Origin of the sequence: Meiothermus ruber DSM 1279 (assembly GCF_000024425.1) — a bacterium.
GTDB classification, from domain to species: domain Bacteria; phylum Deinococcota; class Deinococci; order Deinococcales; family Thermaceae; genus Meiothermus; species Meiothermus ruber.
Genome location: NC_013946.1, coordinates 1,006,875 through 1,025,034, shown reverse-complemented (window position 1 = coordinate 1,025,034; position 18,160 = coordinate 1,006,875). Strand labels below are relative to the sequence as shown.

Sequence of the window (18,160 nt, the reverse complement as noted above, 5' to 3'; positions counted from 1 at the left end):
GAGCGCTACTCACCTCGAGGGCTAAAGAGCTCGTTTTGGCGCACAAAAGCCTGCATAAAGCGGGCCAGCAGCCGCATCTGGCTGGCGTGGGCCTGCAGCGCCTCGAGCTTAGCCGTACGCTCCTCGGGGCTCAGGGGCAGGCGCTGCCAGGGCAGGCCCTTGCCCCGCGGGGCGGGCTCGAGGGGCAACTGCGGGTGCAAGCCCTTGGGCAGGGGCCATTCCAGCCCGCCGTGCACAATCCAGAAGCGCAGCCGCCCGGCAGCGACCTCCTGCTGGGCCAGCAGACCCACAGCGCGGTGATCGGCGTGGGCATCCCTGGGGGAAGGGGCCAGCACCAGAGTGGGCTGCACCCGCTCGAGCACCCGTCGGAAGTCGCGCCGCAGCGACTCGCCGGTGTAGGGGGCGCCGGGCGAGAGCGCATCGGCGTAGGGCACATGGCTAACCAGGGTCAGGCGGGAGCGATAGGGCGTGCCCTGGGGATGGCGCTCGAGCAGAGCCCGCAGGCCCCGGTCGGGGTAGCCCAGAAAGATCAGGTGATCCGGGGGCACCCCCAGACGGCGGGCAGCCAGGCGGGCCTCGCCCATGCGACGCTGCCCCAGCTCGAGGGAGGCCCGGCCTTGCGGCCTGAGGGTATCCTGCAGCAGCGCGGCGTCCCACTCGAAGCCGTCCCCGCTGGTAAACCACAGCACCCAGACCTCCCCCCCGCGCTTCAGCACCTGCTGGATGGCCCCCGCACAGCACAGGCTCTCGTCGTCGGGGTGGGGCGAAAGCACCAGCAGCCGCTCCCCCGCCAGGGTCATCTGGGGCAGGCGGTTCACGGTAAGGCGATAATAAAAACCATAGCCCCGGGCCACCATGGACGGCGCATTGATCACCACCGCTGCCACCAGCAAAACTGTCAACAGCACATACCGCTTTCTGATCCACCGGCGCACGTGAGCTATTATGGATAAAATCCGTGAAGTCCGCATGGAAGACCTCGAGGCCCTCGGCCATATCGCCTACGCAACAGGCTTTTTCGGCGAGAGCGCCCGACGCTTCTTCCCCGATGCCACCCTCTTCACCGACCTCTGGGTGCGGCCCTACCTGGGCCCGGCGGGCCTGGGGAGCTTTATAGCCTTTGCCGAGGAGGCACCGGTGGGCTATATCCTGGGTGCCCGCCTCAGCGCCTACCGCCGTCACTTGCTGCACGCCCTGCCCTGGCTTTGCAGGCGGGCGCTGCGGGGCGATTATCCGCAGTTGTGGCCTTCGCTGGCCTACCTGGGGCGCCTGCTCCGCTATGCCCTACCCCACGCCCCCACCGCTGCCTATCCCGTTCAGTTGCACATCAACCTGCTGCCCGAGGGGCGGGGCCGGGGGCTGGGCCAGGCGCTTTTGCACGCCCACCTCGAGGCCCTGCGCCAGCAGGGCCTGCCCGGGGTGCAGCTTTCCACCACGCGCGAGAATGCGGCGGCGCTGCGGCTCTACGAGCGCATGGGCTTTTGCATCTGGCGCGAGGCCCGCAGCCCCCTGTGGCGCCCCTGGCTGGGGCGCGACGCGGTGCATCTGGTAATGGTCAAGGAGCTGGCATGAACGAAGCACTGATACAAACCCTGGGCGACGGCGTGACGCTGCTGTTCACCGCCTTGCGGGTGGCGGTGGTCTATGTGGGGTTGCTGCTGCTGTTGCGGCTGGCCGGCAAGCGCACCCTGGGCCAGATGACCCCCTTCGACCTGCTCACCCTGCTGCTGCTGTCCAACGCGGTACAGAACGCCATGATCGGCCCCGACAACAGCCTCACCGGCGGCTTGCTGGCCGCGGCCATCCTGCTCCTGCTCAACCGCGCGGTGGCCAGCAGCCCCCTGCGCCAGCACCTCGAGGGCCGCCCCACCCTGCTTATCCAGAACGGCCAGATCCTCCACGAGGCCCTGCGGCGCGAGGGGATCAAGCTCGAGGAGCTCGAGGCGGCTTTGCGCGAGCACGGGGTCAGCCGAACCGAGCAGGTGGCCTCGGCCGTGCTGGAGATCGACGGCACCATCTCGGTGGTGCCCTCCCAGGAGCCCACCGTACACAAGGTGCGCCACATCAAGTCGAGCCGCAACCGCTAAGTTTCAGCGCAGGCAATTCATTCTGCCTTCACGCCCTGGCCTCACAGTATCGACCGTGACCTATCTTTACCACATGTCGTGCCTGGGTCACAGAAGGAGAGGATTATGCGTCTGAAAAAGTCTCTGGGTTTGCTTTTGGCTGCACTAACCGTGGTGGGCGGCTCGCTGATGGCCTTCGCTTCCTCGGGAAGCGCAACGGCGGCTAGCAAGACCACGGTGGCCGCAAAGATCGCCCCTGTGCACATCAACACCGCCACCCTGGCGCAGCTCGAGACCCTGCCCGGCATCGGGCCCAAGCTGGCCCAGGAGATCATCAAGCACCGGCCCTACAAGAATGCCCACGACCTTCAGAGCAAGGTCAAGGGCATCAGTCCCTCACTCTGGAAGAAGATCGCTCCCCACGTGCTGTTCAACTAAGCCCGTCGGTCAGCGCCCCTTCCACGGCGTGCGAGGAGGAAACGCGTGAACCTCGGATTTCCCGAGATGGCTGTTATCCTGCTGGTGGCCCTGCTGCTCTTCGGCCCGCGCAAACTACCTGAGCTGGCCCGGGGCTTGGGGGAAGCGATTAGAGAGTTCAAGAAAGGAGCCAGCGCCATTCACGAGGAAGCAAAGCCGCTTGACCTGGGCGCACAGCAAAATCCCCGATAGGTAGAGATGGCCTTCAAGCACAGCACTCCGATCAAGCCGTCCTGTTGAGCGCCAAAAACCAATCATGGACTGCCTCGCTCGAGGCAGTCCCTTTGGTGCTGGGCCGGATCCAAAGCCCAGGCGAAAACACAATAAGCGGCTCGAGCAAAGCGCATCACAAGAAACCGGCTCTTTCGTCGGTAGAATGGCTTCATGATCGAGGGCCGCCCATGATCTCGCCGCAGTTCGACCCTTTGACCGGGGCGCTGAGCCGGGCCGCGCTGTTCCCCACCCTCGAGGCCACCCTCCACGCAGCCCAGCTGACCGGCGAGGAGACCGCCCTGCTGGTGCTGGATCTCGACCACTTCAAGAGTATCAACGACGCCTTCGGCCACCCGCGCGGCGACGCCATCCTGCGGGAGCTGGTTGAGCGCATCCAGGGCGCAATCCGTACGGGCGACCTCCTTTTTCGCTACGGTGGCGACGAGTTCGTGCTGCTGCTGCCCGGCACCGAACACACCCAGGCCGCTCTGCTGGCCGAGCGGCTTCTGAGCGTGGTTCAGTCACGGCCTTTCGCGGGCGACCCACCCCTTTCCCTAACCCTGAGCATTGGGCTGGCGACCAGCCCGGCTGGAGCCGACAGCCCCGAGACGCTTTTTGCGCGGGCCGACCAGAACCTGCTGGCTGCCAAGCGGCAGGGGCGCGCCCGGCTGGCCGAGGCCCAGGGCGCGGAGGAGGCCCCCTCCACCCGCTGGCTCGAGCGCGAGGCCGTGCAGCTCGGTTTACAACACTTCCTGCGCACCCTACCCAAACACCACCGCGGTTTGTTGCGATCGCTGGGCCCCAGCGGGGCCGGGCATACCCGCTTCCTCGAGGAAGTCCAGCGCCAGGCCCAGCTGCTGGGCTACCGCACCTTCTGGCTCACGGGCCGGCGGGCCTACGCCACCCACCCTTACGGCGCGCTGCTGGATGGAGCAGGCCTCGAGCTCACCGAGGCGGTGATCCAGCGGGGCAGCGCGGCCCTGCGGGCGCTGGAGGGGGCGGTGCTGTGGCTGGTAGATCGGCCAGCGGAGCTTGACGCGGCCAGCCGCAAGGTGATCGCCGAGCTGCTGGCCGACCCGCAGGGGCCGGTGATGGGTGTGGCTGTGGTTGAGAGCGGGATCGAGTGGCCGGTGCCCCCGCTGGTCGAGGAGCTACCGCTACCGGCCCTCTCGCTCGAGTCGGCCCGCATCCTGTTACGCAGCCGCCTGCGCTGGGAGGGCCCCGAGGCCTTCGTGCAGTGGCTCTGGCAGGCTTCGGGCGGCTGGCCCGGGCCCTTGCTGGCGCGGCTGGAGCAGGCTGAGCGCAGCGGGGTCTTGCGCATGGGCAGCAAAGGCTACAGCCTCAGCCCCGACTTTGCCCGAAGGCTCGAGGAGGCCGAGCCGCTGCCCTTGCCCGCACCGGCCCTGCCCACCCCCAAGCACAGCCTGATCGGACGCGACCGTGAGTTGCTGGAGCTCAAGCAACTGCTGGGCGAGCGCCGCCTGGTCACGCTGGTGGCCCCGGGGGGCATGGGCAAGACCCACCTGGCCATGCAGGCCGCGCTCGAGGTGGCCCACCTCTACCGCGACGGCGCCTACTTCGTGGCCCTGGCCGGCCTGGATCGGGCCCAGGACTTGCCGAGCCGGCTGGTGCAGGAGTTCGGACTCAAGGCCACGGGCGACCCCCAGGAAAGCCTGGTACAGCACTTCACAGGCCGCCAGGTGCTGTGGGTGCTGGACAACTTCGAGCACCTGCTCGAGGCGGGCGAGTTCCTGCGCGCCCTCTTACAGGCCCTGCCCGGCCTTACCCTGCTGGTGACCTCGCGCGAGCGCCTGGGGCTTTCAGAAGAATGGGTCTTGCCGCTGGAGGGGCTGGCGCTGGAGGGGGAAGGGGGTCATTCGGCAGCCCTGCGGCTGCTGCTACAGGCCATCCGACGGGTCAACCCCGGCCTGCACCTGAGCCAAAGCGAGCTCGAGGCCGCGCGTCGGATCTGCCGGGTGGTGGAGGGCCTGCCGCTGGGGCTGGAGCTGGCCGCGGCCTGGGCCAAGGTGCTTAGCCTGGGCGAGATCGCCCAGGAGATCGAGACGAACCTGGGCTTCCTGGCCTCGCCCGAGGGCGACGAGGCCCGTCCCGAGCGCCACCGCTCGCTGCAAGCGGTGTTCGAGTCGTCGTGGAAGCTACTGCACCCCGAGGAACAGCACATCCTAGCCCGGCTCTCGGTCTTCCGCGGCGGCTTCGACCGCGAGGGGGCGGCGCCGGTGGCCGGGGCTTCGGTCTCGGGCCTGCTGGGGCTGGTCAACCTCTCGCTCGTGCAGCGCGACCCCCACCACGAGGGGCGCTACCTGATGCACGAGCTGCTGCGGCAATTCGCTCTCGAGAGGCTGTCTCCAGAAGCGCTCGAGCACAGCCTGGCCGCACACGCCGAGTACTTCTGGGGCCTGGCCCAGCGGGCCGAGCCCGCCCTGCAGGGCCCTGAGCAGAGCCGCTGGGTGCGGCGCATGAAGCTCGAGTTCGATAACCTGCGGCTGGCTTTTTCCACCCTGCGCAACCTGGGCCGGGCTACCCAGGGCCAACAGATGGCTACTTGGCTCAGCCATTTCTACGCCTGGCACGGCTTCTACCGCGAAACCGCCCACTGGCACCAGGTTTTTCTGGAGATGCCTGGGCCGGTTCCCCCGGCGGTACAGGCCCGAACCCAGCAGTCGCTGGCCTTGCAGCTCAAGAACCTGGGGCTTTGGGCCCAGAGCATGGCCCTGCTGGAGCAAAGCCTCCAGACCAGCCGGGCCCTGCACGACCCCTGGCTGCTGGCCGAGGCCCTGCACATGAAAGGGCTGCTGCTGCGCGAATCGGGCGAGTTCGCGCAGGCGCTGGCAGCCTTCGAGGAAGCCCTGGCCCTCAGGCAGGAAATTGGCGACCGCTATGGCGAGTCCACCACCCTTAACGACATCGGTATCGTCCACGGGCTGCAAGGACAGGACCGCGCAGCCAGGGCCTACTTTCTGCGTAGCCTCGAGGTCAAGCGGCAAATCGGCGATGAAAAAGGCGTCGCCTACGCCCTGGGCAACCTGGCGGTGGTCAGTGAAAGCTCTGAGGAAGCCCTGCGCTGGCTGTACGAAAGCCTCGCAATCAAGCGGCGGCTCGGGGATCAGCAGGGCATCGCCAACGCCTACACCAACATCGCCGGCCGCTTGCTGCAAGGCGGGCGCCCCCTTGAGGCCTGGCCGCTGCTGATGGAAAGCCTTTTTCTCTTCCGGCAGATGGGCCAGGTGGCCTCGCTGGCCCTGGCGCTCGCAAGCTGCGCGCAGGCCCTGCTGGCCCTGCAGCAGCCGGCCCTGGCCCTGCAAATTGCAGCCTCGGTGCAGCGCTGGGATCAGCAGGCCCCAACCAAGCTACCCCCACAAACCCGGCGGAACCTCGAGGCGTACATCCAGCAGGCCCGGGAGGCCCTGGGCACCGACGAGCAGATCCCGGCCTCGAGCCTCGAGCAGGCCTACCAGCTCGCAATGGATGTCCAGCTTGCCTGACACAGCCCCCTGGTGAGTTCTACCAGCAGCCCTTGACAACCGGCCCAGCGCCGCCCATAATCGCCCAGGGCTCAAAGCCTCGAAACCCCTAAAGAAAGGAGCCGACGCACCCCAGATGGAAGACGCTGGTAGTTACAGTCCCAAGCCAAGTCCCCCTGGGGGTGCCGTGCTCCTGCCATAGGCCCGCCCGGCCAGCCTCCTTGGGGACACCGCCGAACCCAAGGAGGTTTTTTCATGCTCAGCATCCTGAAGCAGCACCTTCTAGCCAACCCCATTGGTACCTCCTTCCCACTCCCACCGTTTTGCCTGATGGTGGGCGGGGTGAGTGGGGTGGGGAAATCCGCGCTGGCCGGACAACTAGCCCAAAGGCTCGGCGCCCACCTCGAGACCACCGACCACCTGCGCGAGGCCCTGCGCACCGCCTACCCGGCGGAGTTCTACCCGGAGCTACACGCGCACTCCTACACTGCCTGGCGGCTGCTACCGCAAAATGGGCTCAAAACCCCGAAGGTCTTCCAGGGGCTACAAACCCAGGCCCGTCTGCTGGAAAAAGGCGTGCAGGCCGTAGCCAGCCGGGTGGCCCGGGAGGGCCGCTCGCTCGTGCTCGAGGGTGTTCACCTGCTGCCCGGCCACCCCATCCGGGCCGGATACCCCCTCAACGTTACGGTTTTGTTGGTGGTGCGCTCACCCCAGGAGCACCTGCGCCGCCTGAAGCAGCGCGCACAGACGACCCGGCGCGATGCCGGCGAGGCGCTGGCTCACTTCAGCCAGGTAAGGGCTTTGCAGGAGGCCCTCGAGCGCCGGGCACGCCTCCACCGCATCCCCATCATCGCCGCCGATGAACCAGGTGCCGAGGAGGCCGTGCTGGCCCTGCTCAAACACCAGAGCCAGGGAGGGCGCCCATGAGGCGGGTCTTCCCCTCCCCCGAGGTCTTGCGGCCCCGCGCACCCTTCTCGCGCTGGGATCTGGTGGTGATTCCGGGGGTCTTGGTGCTCCTGCTCCTGCTCACCCTGGCCCTGCGGGGGGCCACCGCCCCCTATGGCCCCAACACCCCCGACCTCACGGTGAGCCTGAACCCGGCCCACCTGCCCTACTACGGCCTGCGCACCCTGCTGCGGATGCTGGCCGCCCTCCTGCTCTCGCTGGCCTTTACCCTGGTCTACGCCACCATCGCCGCCAAGGTGCCGCGCACCGAGCGGGTGCTCATCCCCCTTCTGGACTTTTTGCAGTCGCTGCCCATCCTGGGCTTCCTTACCGCCACCACCGCCATCTTTTTGGGGCTGTTCCGGGGGAACCTGTTCGGCCTCGAGGCCGCCAGCATCTTCGCCATCTTTACTTCCCAGGTCTGGAACATGACCTTCAGCTTTTATGCCTCGCTGCGCACGGTGCCCAGGGAGCTGCAGGAGGCCGCGGCCATGCTCCGGCTCTCCCCCTGGCAGCGCTTCTGGAAGCTGGAGGTGCCCTTCGGCCTGCCCAACCTGGTCTGGAACGCCATGATGTCGGTCTCGGGGGGCTGGTTTTTCGTGGTGGCCTCGGAGGTGATCAGCGTGGTGGGGCGCGACCAGGATCAGTACCTGCCAGGGGTGGGGGCCTACATCGCCCTGGCCATCCAGCAGGCCGACGCCCAGGCCATGCTCTGGGCCGGGCTCACGCTGTTCTTGTTGGTGCTGCTCTACGACCAGCTCCTCTTCCGCCCGGTGGTGGCCTGGGCCGAGAAGTTCAAGTTCGAGCAGTCCGAGTCCAGCGACACCGCCCAGTCCTGGGTGCTGACCCTCCTGCAGCGGGCCCGCTTCTCCCAGCGCATCGCCCGGCTGCCCCAACCCCTCTGGGAGTGGCTGTGGCTCAAAAGCGCCCGCGGCCACCGGCCTGGGGTGGCCCTCGAGCCGCCCCCAAAGCCACGGTTGCGTTCCCACCTGGCCGACCTGGGGTTCAACCTGCTCATTGCCCTGGGCTCGCTGGCGCTGGTGGGCGGGCTCCTGGGCTACCTGCTGGGCCCCGGCCTGGGCTTTGGGAATGGGCAGATGCTACGGCCCAACCCCAACCTCAACACCCAGCTATCGCCCGAGATCGCCCAGCGCTTCGCGGCCCTGGGCATCGCCCCCGGCGCCGACGGGAGCGTCTGGCTCTCCCAGTTGTGCGCGGCCAGCAGGGACGGACAGGCGCTGAGCAGCGGCCTCAAGGCCCTTCTGGAGACGCCAGGGGTCTGGGCCCCGGCCAACCTGGCGGCGGCCTGCCAGGCCCCGCTGGCCCCGGCGGGCAAGGTGGCCTGGCCGGAGGTGCTCGAGGTGTTCAAGCTGGGCTTCTTCACCGCCCTGCGGGTGACCTTCTTCGTGCTGCTGGTCACGCTGATCTGGCTGCCCATCGGGGTCTACGTGGGCCTGCGGCCCCGCCTCACCCAGTGGGTGCAGCCCCTGGCCCAGTTTGGCGCGGCCTTCCCGGCCAACCTGCTCTTCCCCCTCTTTGTGGTGGCCATCGCGCACTTCCGGCTCAACCCTGAGATCTGGGTCTCACCCCTGATGGTGCTGGGGGGGCAGTGGTACATCCTGTTCAACGCCATCGCGGGCAGCGCGGCCATCCCCAACGACCTCAAAGAGGCCGCCCGCCTCTATGGCCTGCGGGGGTGGAACCGCTGGCGGCGGCTGATCCTGCCGGCCATTTTCCCCGCTTTCGTAACCGGGGGCATCACCGCGACCGGGGGTAGCTGGAACGCCAGCATCGTGGCCGAGGTGGTGCAGTGGGGCGATACCACCCTGGTCGCCACCGGCCTGGGGGCCTACATCGCCCGCTGGAGCACCGGCGAGTTCAACCCCCACGTGGGGCTAGGGATGCTGGTGATGGGCCTGTGGGTGCTGGCCTACAACCGGCTGATCTGGCAGCGGCTCTACCAGTTGGCCGAGGAACGCTACCGGCTGGACTAATCCCGGAGGTATCCATGCAATCCAACCGCAAAACCTTGCTAGAGGCCAGAAACCTGACCAAAACCTTCACCACCCCCGAGGGCAAACCCTTCACCGTGCTCGAGGGCATCCACCTCGAGCTCCAGGAGGGCGAGATCGTAGCCCTCTTGGGCCGCAGCGGCTCGGGCAAGAGCACTCTTTTGCGCTGCCTGAGCGGGCTGTTGCGGCCCTCGGCAGGCGAGGTGCGCTACCGGGGCCAGCCGGTGCAGGGGCCCATGCCGGGCATGGCCATGGTCTTCCAGAGCTTTGCCCTCTTCCCCTGGCTCACCGTGCAGCAAAACGTGGAGCTGGGCCTGGAGGCAATGGGCATCCCCGCCCCCCAGCGCCGCCAGAAAGCCCTGGAGGCCATTGACCTGGTGGGGCTGGACGGCTTCGAGAAAGCCTTCCCCAAGGAGCTCTCCGGCGGCATGCGCCAGCGGGTGGGCTTTGCCCGGGCCCTGGTCACACAGCCCGAGGTGCTCTTTATGGACGAGCCCATGAGCGCCCTGGATGTGCTCACCGCCGAGACTTTGCGCCTCGAGCTTTTGAACCTCTGGCAGAGCGGGCGCCTCCCCCTCAAGGGCATCCTGCTGGTCACCCACAACATCGAGGAGGCGGTGCTGCTGGCCGACCGCATCCTGGTGCTCTCGAGCAACCCCGGCCGCATCCGGGCCGAGATAGCGGTCACCCTGGGGCATCCGCGGGAGCGCGAAGACCCCGCCTTCCAGGAGCTGGTCGAGGAGATCTACCGCATCCTGACCACCCGCCCGGCCCCCGAGCGGGCCACGCCCGAGCCCCTCACGCTGGGCCACCGCTTGCCCCAGGCCCCGGTGGGGGCCCTCGCCGGGCTCTTAGAACGGGTGGCCGAAGGCCCCGATTACGGCAAGGAAGACCTGCCCCGCCTGGCCGAGGAGATGCACCTGGAAGTAGACGACCTCTTCCCCTTGCTGGACGCCGCCGAGCTGCTGGGCCTGGCCGTGCTGCAGGCCGGCGATATCCAGCTCACCGCCGAAGGCCAGCGCTTTGTAAAGGCCGGCCTGGAGGGGCGCAAGCGCATCTTCGCCGAGCGCCTGCTCCAGCAGGTTCCTCTGGTCGGGCACATCCACCGGGTGCTAAACACGCGCCCCACCGGGCGGGCCCCCGAGGAGCGCTTCCTGCGCGAGCTGGAAGACTACATGTCCACCGAGGACGCCGAAAAGGTGCTGGCCACGGCCATCGACTGGGGGCGCTACGCCGAGCTGTTCGAGTACGACTACAACACCGGCCTGCTCTCCAGAAGCGAGGAGGTCGCCAGCCCAGCGGCTAGTTGATGCCAGGCCGGGGTGGATAGGGGAACACCCACCCCGGCCTGCGGTTCGCATTTGCCGAACCCAGCCTGGGTTCAACAAACCGGTATCATATGAAATCCTTTTGATTCATTCCCCTAACATCCCCCCGGCCACCAGTGAAATAGGGTGTAGCTCTGGATAAGCGCGGGCTGGGTTTGTAGGTAAGCGCACCGGGCTTCCACCTTGGCCCACAGCTCCTCTTCATCCTGCACCTGCCCATTGGCCACGACCGCGTCGATGAGCCCCCAGACTCGTTCTACCGGCTGCAACTCGGGCGAGTAGGATGGCAGATAACACAGCCCCAAGCCCCTGGCTGGCTCCACCCGCCCCGAGGTGTGCCAGCCAGCCTGATCCAGCACCACCAGTACCAGCTTGCCCGCCCCCGCCCCCCGTAGCCGGGCAAAGGCCTCCAACACCAACTGGAACCCCTCCACCGAGACCGAGGGCAGCAGCCAGTACTCGCTTTCCCCCGTACCCGGCCTTATGAAGGCGTACACATACAGCCAGCGATAGCGGGGCCGCTCCTGCGCTAGCGGCGTCCTCCCTCGCAAGGCCCATACCCGTCGGCGGATGGGCTTCAGCCCTATTCGGTGCTCATCAAAGCCCCACACCTCCAACTCCAGTTCAGGAAAGAGCAGCCTGAACAGGAAAACCATCAGAAAGAGCTTTTTTTGAAAGCCTCCTGCCGCTTCGCATCCGCCTCCCGGTGGCGCGGCCGGGGGCGCAGCGGGGCCAGGCCCAGGCGACGCATCCAGTACCAGGCCCGCCGCCCATCCACCGGACGTCCCAGCCTTTCAGCCAGCCACTCCGCCGCGTGGCGTATGCTCCAAAGCCCGTCCCTGGGATGGGGCTGGAGGAGGGCCTGGCGGAAGGGTTCCTGGAGTTCGGGCGGTACGAGGGGGGCCCGGCCTTTGTTCTCGTGCCGCAGATTCTTCATAGGCAGGCCCTGATTGTAGCGGTGGATCACCTGACGCACCCAGCGATCGGTATAGCCCAGATTCCTGGCTACCTCGGGGATGCTCTGACCCCTGGCCAGCAGCCAGAGAGCGTGCCAGCGGGCGCGTTCGGTCTGGTCTTGGGACTCCCGGTAGAGGGCGTGGAGGTGATCCGGATGGTGTCGCAGTTGGAGTTCCAACCGGGGGCGGCGCTGATGTTGGGCCAGTTGCATGGCTCCATTTTAGTAGAAAGAGTCTTGGAGATTTCTTATGAGTTCTCATTGATGAGGAACGGGCGGTATGCGGGAGGCTACAATAAAGCTGATGAAACGATTGCTGCTTCTCACCATGGCCGCTTTACTGCTCGGTACCAGCTGCAACAACCGCCCCGCTGCCCCGCCGCCCCCGCCGGTGATCGATCCGCCCACGGACGGGCCGCTGGTCTTCAAGTACGACGCGGCGGAGGGGTATCTGGACTACTGGTATAAGGACAATGCGTTCGGCATTGGGCTCCATACCTACGTGGAGGGCCTGGATGGCAGCTGGCGGGTCATGACCCTGCCCACCCTGCCTTACGATAACAAGGTCGCCCCCGCCTTCTACCGCGTGCAGGGCCTGGTCACCACCGAGGGCTACCTGGTGCACTACGGGCTGGACCAGACGCTCAACAAGATCTACGGCGGGCGCAAGTTCCGCTGGAAGTACCGCTTCAAGCTGCACACCCAGGAGAACCCCTGGCGCTTCGAGGCCCCCATCGGGCCGGTGGAGTTCGAGGTGCTGGAGCGGTTTCCGTGGGAGCCGGGGGTGCAGGCCGCTATCATTGATACCAGAAACCTTTTTCTTCACAACGCGATCGCCACCTCCCCCATCGGCGCGCCCCCCTTCATCGGCTGCTTGCAGGAGGACGTACCCGGCATCTTCAACGCTAAGAAGGGCATCTACATCGCTTCCTGGCACCGGGGGGTGATCCAGTGGCGGGACGAGGATGTGGACGTGACCTGGCCGGGGCCGGGGAATCCGCCGTGGAGCTATACCCGCAACTGGTACTGGATTGACGGGGAGTACGAGGCCTACGTGGCCACCAGCAACTCCAATCCGATATACATCACCAACGGCATCCAGTACAACCCCCGCTTCCCCTCCCTCTCCAACCGCACCCACGAGGTGATCCTGCTCTCCTACGCCGACGGGGTGGGGCCCTACCCCAAGTCCTGGGAGAAGCGCTACTTCCGCCTGGCCGGGCGGGGGGCGGGGGCCTTCCTGAACCCCGACGGGAGCGTGCGCTGCGAGTTCGGGGAGTGGCGGCTGGACGAGATCACCGACCCGGCGGCCATCGCCTGGTTTGATGCCTTCCGCACCAGCAGGCGCGAGCAGCCCCCCGACGGCCCCATGACCCCGCAGCAACGGGCCTGGCTCTGGCCGGCGGGGTGGTAGGAGGGGGGTTCTGAGCCCGGGCGCGGCCCGGGCTTTTGCCGGGGCGGTTCTTGCCCCCCTGTGTTCTAGGCGCCCCCTCCTTTCGCTGCGCGCCAGGGGGCTTCTTAGAGACTGTCTTAATACCCTCCCTCATGCTACAGTCACGCATGGAACTCAGAGAAAGCCGCTACCCCAGCGATCTGACCGACCAGGAATGGGCCATCCTGGCGCCCCTGATGCCTCAGCCCTCCGCCTCCCCCCATCGCCCCAGGGAGCATCCCTGGCGGGAAATCCTGAACGGCCTCTTCTACATCACCCGCGCCGGTTGCGCCTGGCGCATGATGCCCTGCGACCTGCCCCTTCCGTTGGTGGCGCAAATCTGGTTTCCTGCAACAGATACACACCACCCTGCGCGAGAAAACCCGCCGCAAAGCAGGACGCCTGCCTGAACCCAGTGCGGGGATTCTGGACAGCCAGCGCGTGAAGACCTTGGGAAAAGGGGGGTCAGGGGTATGACGCGGGCAAGAAGGTAAAGGGGCGCAAACGGCATCTGCTGGTGGATACCCAGGGGCTGTCGAAGCGGTTATCGCGTCTGTTTGTGGATGGGGGCTACAAGCGCAGGTTCGAGGAATGGGTTCGGCGCACCTTGAGCTGGACGGTGGAGGTGGTGCGCAGGCCGGATGCCAACTTCAAGACCAGCCTCGGAAGAGGACGCGGGGGCATCGGGGGTTTGTGGTGATTCCCCGCAGATGGGTGGTGGAGCGCACCTTACGCAGACAAGCGTGCCTCCGCACACGGAGGCACGTCTGCTTGGCCCTGCCTGGCTCAGTTTCAGCCGCCGGCTGAACCGGGACTATGAGCTTCTACCCGAGAGCTCAGAGACCTTCATCTACACGGCAATGATCCGGCTTATGGTCAGAAGATTGGCCTCCTAGAAAGTATTAAGACAGTCTCTCATACGCATTTCGGTAGTATCGTTCACTGTGGCAAGCCTAAACGATACTACCGAAAGGCTTTTCTACTCCCTTCGGTCGGCTTGAATCCTTCACCTTTGACTACGCAGGGCGGTGAAGGATTCAAGCAAAAGCGGTATCAGTTTATGCACACCGGAAGCTCGAAGCGCTGAGCCATGATGACTGGCCGCGGCCGAGCGCTGGAAGCAACCCCATCCGAGACCTCGAGGTAGGCCACGAACTGCTGCTTGTAACCAGGGCAGGTGCTAACCGAGGGGAAGAGTGCGGCCAGGCTGGGGATGGTAACACCGGGCAGGGTCACGTTGAGATCGCCAGGAACGTTCACGCTACCCGAACCGCCAGGCACTGCTTTCTTGGGGCCGGGATACCCCCCCACCACCTCGGCAAGGTACCAGGCGTAGTTCAGGGTCGTGTTATCGGCGTCGAAAACCGTGCCCTCCAGCACGAGGTTGGTACTACCAACGGTGGGGTTGACCGCTTTGTCTTTGGAAAAAGTCGGCAGCGGGCGGGTGATTTTAGCCAGCGGCGGCTCGTTGGTGCCGCGCGGATCGGGATCTCCCACATTCACCAGCACAAACTTTTCCACCGCCACGCCCTGGGGGTTGGTGTATTTGAAGGTAATGCGCCGCCAGCCGGGCTGGTTGCTCAGGCGCATGCGCGTGGCGCAGCCGAGGCTGGGCACTTCGTCGCCCATATCGGCGTTGGTGTCGCGGTTGCGGCTTCGCCACTCGCCGCGGGTACAGTCGGGCACGCTCAGCGATTTATCTTCCCAGACGGCCTGCAAGAACAGGTAGCGGCCCGCGGGTATGGCCTTGGCCTGTGGAAGCGTGGGGTTGAGGCTGGGCAGCGGCTGGATGATCTGGGCCAGCGGGGGGATGTCCTGCACCGTCAGGGTGGTGGTGGCGGTGGTGCTCAGGTTCAGGGAGTTGGTGGCCCTGGCCGTGAGGGTGCGGGGGCCCAGGGTAGAGAAGGTGTAGGACACGCACTTACTGCTGGTGGGGGCGGTGCCCAGGGAGCCATCCGAACTCGAGCTTATCTGCACCGGCAGTGGACCATCCTGCGGATCGAAAGCCGTGGCACAGATGTAATAGGGCCGGTTGATAAAGGGGCCGCCCTCGAAATTAACCAAACTCCCACCCCCAAAAACCACCGAGGGCGGGCCCGGCTGGGCCTGGGCGATGGTGCCCAGTTTTTCGTTGAAGATCTCGAGGTCGGTATCCAGGCGGAAGAGCCAGAGGTCGGCGTGAATGCCGATGCTGCCCTTGACCCCGGCGTCCAGCTTCCAGACCGGGTTGCCGGGCACGGTGGCGCTCAGCTCGAGGTACGCCCCCAGTTTGGCATAGGGCCCCACCAGGCCGTACAGCAACACATCCACCTTGCCGTTCATGGAGCCCGTGACCTTCAGGGTGCTGTTGGCCTGGGCGATGCCGGCCTCGAACTTTTTACTCAGGCTCGAGCAGTTCCTAAAGCCCCCCTTGTACTCAAAGCAGGCCTGCGCATTGAGTTCCTCGCTGGCCCCCAGCACCAGGTTGGCCGAGACCGTACCCTCGGCGCTGATGGTGATGTAGAGGTTGGGGACAAACACCACCGGCACCGGCCCCACCATCACAGTGATGGGCTTGAAGGTGTACTTGGCAAGCTCGTACTCCTTCTTGATGGTTTTGCCCAGGGTGGAGAAGATCTTTACGCTGGTGTTGTGCTTGATGCCAAAAGCCGCCTTGAAGTAGACCCCGTTTGGATAAACCGGAATACCCAGCGCCTTTTTCCAGGTAACACTGGCCGAAAAGCCGTTTTGTAAGTCAAAAAATACCTTGCCCTCGGCCCGCACCTGATCCAGGGTGGTGGAAAGGTTGCCGTCTTCGTCGTAGATGATTTCGTTGAAGGCAAAGTCGAGGACATTCATGGGCTGTACGCCGGGCTGGGCCTGGTAGCGGGTCTGGCCGTTGGCGAACCGAACCCCCGGAGAAAGGCCCTCAGCCTGCACCAGATCGCTGGCCCCCAGGTTCTTCTGGAAGCTGGCCTCGCCCTCGGTGATGGCCTCGGCCAGACCGGCCTCCTCGGCCTCCACCACCACCTGCTCGCTGCCCGCAGTGATTTGCTTAACCTTGAACAAAAAGCCATAGGGCGCATTGGGGCCCGGCTCGCTGGCCAGAATCTGGCCGACCTCGAGCTCCCCCAACTGTGTGCTACCCGCTTTAAAGGTCAGGGTGGCCTGGCACCGCGGACGGCTTTGGTTGGTGTACTCGAGGCACTCGTTCAGGTTGTTGATAACCAGGCCCTCGAGGCTCTCGCGGGTCTCGAGGCTCAGCACCCGGGTCTGCGGGGAAATTTTGGGCTCGATGAATGTCGGCTCCTGAGGCCCCCTCCCGCAAGCTGCAAGAATTCCTGCCAGAAACAAAGCGATTAACGTTCGCATACCCCCTCCCCTCTTGCGTGATGGAGGTAAGGGCGGAAAGTATGCAGAACCTCATCACGTACCGCAAAAAACCCAGCGCCAGGCTGTGGTACGACCACAATAAACGCGCATTACATCTTCCCCTGTTGCACCCAACCCAGGCGGCGCATAACACATACCCGGTTCAAAAAACTTACCCGCGCTGACAAGGGCTGGGTGCAACCCCGAACTTTAGGCGCTGGGAGCCTGTGGTTTCGGCCCATAAAGACGCACCTTTCTTGGGCCTGTCAGTACGTGTTGCGCTGCCTGGAAAGTGCAAGGGCAACCTTTCTGGATGAGGTATTCACACCGTTCATGGAGCGTTAAGGGGTGTTTCGTTAATCTCCGGGCGTGCTCGGTTATGGCACACTAACTGAAAAGGGGAGGAAAATATGAAAAGAACCTGGATGGGACTGCTAGGTGCGGCGGCTTTGCTCATGAGTGCGTGCGGGCCGGGCGGCGGGAGCGTAACCGGGTGCGACCCCAACGGCACGGGTGGCCTGGTGGTTAACGTGAGCGGACTGCCGGGCGGGGTGAACGCCAAGGTCAGCGTAACCGGCCCTTCGGGCTTCAATCAGAACCTCACCGGCAGCCAGACCTTCACCGCCATCGCTGCTGGCACCTACACCGTCACAGCCGATAAAGTAGCCAATACCGACCCCCTGATCCGCACCGCCTACAGCGCCAGCGTCAGCAGCAGCCCGGCCTGTGTGCGCAACGGCCAGTCCACCCCCGTGAACGTGAGCTATGCCCAGATTCCCAGCAGCAACAAGCTCTGGATGGTCAACGGCAACCCGCCCAGCGGAAGCTCGCCCTTGCTGGGCTTCACGGCCTCGCTCCTGAGCAGCACCGCCACCCAAAGCCCCAGCGTGAGCGCCGGCACCGTCAATCTGCGCGACCTCACCTTTGACAAAGACGGCAACCTCTGGGGCATCGGGGGCACCACCGCAGACCCCAACCTGGTGCGCTACCCGGCCAGCAGCCTGGGCAGTTCGGGCAGCAAGACCCGCGACCGCAGCATCAACATTGGTGGGTTTAGTTGCTCACCTGGGCCCACCCGGCTGGCCTTCGACGCCAGCGGCAACCTGTGGGTGAGCATCCCCTGCGCCAACAAGGTGGTGCGGGTAGCGGCCGGCCAGCTCGACGCCTCGGGCATGGTTACGCCGGGGGTGGAGATCACCGGCCTGAACGCGCCGGAAGGTCTGGCCTTCGACGCCAGCAGCAACCTGTGGATTGCCAATGCAGGCGCCCAGCGGGTGGTCAGGTTCAACGCCAGCCGGCTGAGTGCCTCCACCAGCGGCCCCGACCTGACCATCGAGTCTAAAACGCCTTCACCCGTCATCAACACCCTGGACGCCAACCTGCTGGCCTTCGACGCCAGCGGCAACCTGTGGGTGATGGCTTTTGGGGCCAACGTCTTATACCGGCTCACGCCCACCGACCAAAGCGGCAGCGGCAGCAAGACCCTTACCCCAGCCATCCAGGTGAGCGTTCCGGTTTCAGCTGTACTGGAGGGCATGGCCTTTGACGAGGGCGGCGGGCTGTGGATTAGCTACTCGGCAGGCACGTTTGCCCGGCTCTCCCCTGCCCAGCTAGGCACCAGCAGCACCTCGGGCAGCCCCACCAACCCCGAACGCATCATCACCAGCAGCAGCATCGGTAGCGCCGGAGGCCTGGCCCTCTACCCGGCCCCGGCGAATCTGCCGCTCTACCACAGGTTGCCCTAGGAGCGGTCACGAGAAAATCCGGCCATGCTCAGCACAAGCCAGCACAAAGGCCCCCGCTTTGCGGGGGTTGCTGGTTATTTAGCAACACTCGCATGGCATTGTTTTGCTACAGCCGAGCTAGGCAACAACCGTTCATGGGGTGTTCAACCTGGCT

Annotated in this window: 14 protein-coding genes and 1 pseudogene; 11 read left to right on the top strand and 4 right to left on the bottom strand. The window is 65.7% G+C overall.

The annotated features are described in order from the left end of the window. Positions 1–5: 5 nt before the first annotated feature. Complete coding sequence (locus tag MRUB_RS05210) at positions 6–935, bottom strand: PIG-L deacetylase family protein (protein WP_015586473.1); 930 nt, start codon at positions 933–935, stop codon at positions 6–8. A 10-nt stretch (positions 936–945) separates the two neighbouring features. Here MRUB_RS05210 and MRUB_RS05205 point away from each other — a divergent pair, with 10 nt between their 5' ends. From MRUB_RS05205 to MRUB_RS05170, 8 genes are all read left to right on the top strand, one after another. Next, a complete protein-coding gene (locus MRUB_RS05205; RefSeq protein ID WP_013013310.1) occupies positions 946–1,572 on the top strand; it encodes a GNAT family N-acetyltransferase in 627 nt (208 codons plus the stop codon). Continuing rightward, on the top strand, positions 1,569–2,087 hold the full coding sequence (locus tag MRUB_RS05200) for a DUF421 domain-containing protein (RefSeq protein ID WP_013013309.1): 519 nt from the start codon (positions 1,569–1,571) through the stop codon (positions 2,085–2,087). Before MRUB_RS05205 ends, MRUB_RS05200 begins: the two co-directional genes overlap by 4 nt. Positions 2,088–2,192: 105 nt before the next feature. Beyond that, positions 2,193–2,504, top strand: coding sequence for a ComEA family DNA-binding protein (locus MRUB_RS05195; RefSeq protein ID WP_013013308.1), 312 nt, complete (start codon positions 2,193–2,195; stop codon positions 2,502–2,504). Positions 2,505–2,549: 45 nt separating this feature from the next. Beyond that, positions 2,550–2,735, top strand: coding sequence for a twin-arginine translocase TatA/TatE family subunit (gene tatA, locus MRUB_RS05190; RefSeq protein ID WP_013013307.1), 186 nt, complete (start codon positions 2,550–2,552; stop codon positions 2,733–2,735). Between the two features lie 209 nt (positions 2,736–2,944). Then, positions 2,945–6,259, top strand: coding sequence for a diguanylate cyclase domain-containing protein (locus MRUB_RS05185; RefSeq protein ID WP_013013306.1), 3,315 nt, complete (start codon positions 2,945–2,947; stop codon positions 6,257–6,259). A 234-nt stretch (positions 6,260–6,493) separates the two neighbouring features. Next, entirely contained in the window at positions 6,494–7,165 is a 672-nt protein-coding gene (locus tag MRUB_RS05180) for an AAA family ATPase (protein ID WP_013013305.1), read from the top strand. Beyond that, on the top strand, positions 7,162–9,177 hold the full coding sequence (locus MRUB_RS05175; protein ID WP_013013304.1) for an ABC transporter permease: 2,016 nt from the start codon (positions 7,162–7,164) through the stop codon (positions 9,175–9,177). The genes MRUB_RS05180 and MRUB_RS05175 overlap by 4 nt, the downstream gene beginning before the upstream one ends. Positions 9,178–9,191: 14 nt before the next feature. Further along, positions 9,192–10,505, top strand: a complete 1,314-nt coding sequence (locus MRUB_RS05170; RefSeq protein WP_013013303.1) for an ABC transporter ATP-binding protein — start codon at positions 9,192–9,194, stop codon at positions 10,503–10,505. Positions 10,506–10,618: 113 nt separating this feature from the next. On the opposite strand, the gene MRUB_RS05165 is transcribed toward MRUB_RS05170, so the two are convergent. Together MRUB_RS05165 and MRUB_RS05160 are read right to left on the bottom strand one after the other, a co-directional pair. After that, positions 10,619–11,179, bottom strand: coding sequence for an IS630 family transposase (locus tag MRUB_RS05165; protein WP_013013302.1), 561 nt, complete (start codon positions 11,177–11,179; stop codon positions 10,619–10,621). Then, positions 11,179–11,691: a winged helix-turn-helix domain-containing protein gene (locus MRUB_RS05160; protein WP_013013301.1), complete on the bottom strand. Its 513-nt coding sequence runs from the start codon at positions 11,689–11,691 to the stop codon at positions 11,179–11,181. Before MRUB_RS05160 ends, MRUB_RS05165 begins: the two co-directional genes overlap by 1 nt. Positions 11,692–11,782: 91 nt before the next feature. Here MRUB_RS05160 and MRUB_RS05155 point away from each other — a divergent pair, with 91 nt between their 5' ends. Both MRUB_RS05155 and MRUB_RS15540 read left to right on the top strand, forming a co-directional pair. Further along, a complete protein-coding gene (locus tag MRUB_RS05155; RefSeq protein ID WP_015586471.1) occupies positions 11,783–12,892 on the top strand; it encodes a hypothetical protein in 1,110 nt (369 codons plus the stop codon). 146 nt (positions 12,893–13,038) lie between these two features. After that, positions 13,039–13,806 (top strand): annotated as a pseudogene (locus tag MRUB_RS15540) (transposase). Between the two features lie 157 nt (positions 13,807–13,963). Here MRUB_RS15540 and MRUB_RS05145 read toward each other — a convergent pair. After that, a complete protein-coding gene (locus tag MRUB_RS05145) occupies positions 13,964–16,261 on the bottom strand; it encodes a hypothetical protein (protein ID WP_013013299.1) in 2,298 nt (765 codons plus the stop codon). A gap of 410 nt (positions 16,262–16,671) precedes the next feature. On the opposite strand from MRUB_RS05145, the gene MRUB_RS05140 reads away from it, so the two are divergent. Then, positions 16,672–18,006 (top strand): Vgb family protein, encoded by a 1,335-nt coding sequence (locus MRUB_RS05140; RefSeq protein ID WP_013013298.1) that lies wholly within the window; start codon positions 16,672–16,674, stop codon positions 18,004–18,006. Positions 18,007–18,160: the final 154 nt, after the last annotated feature.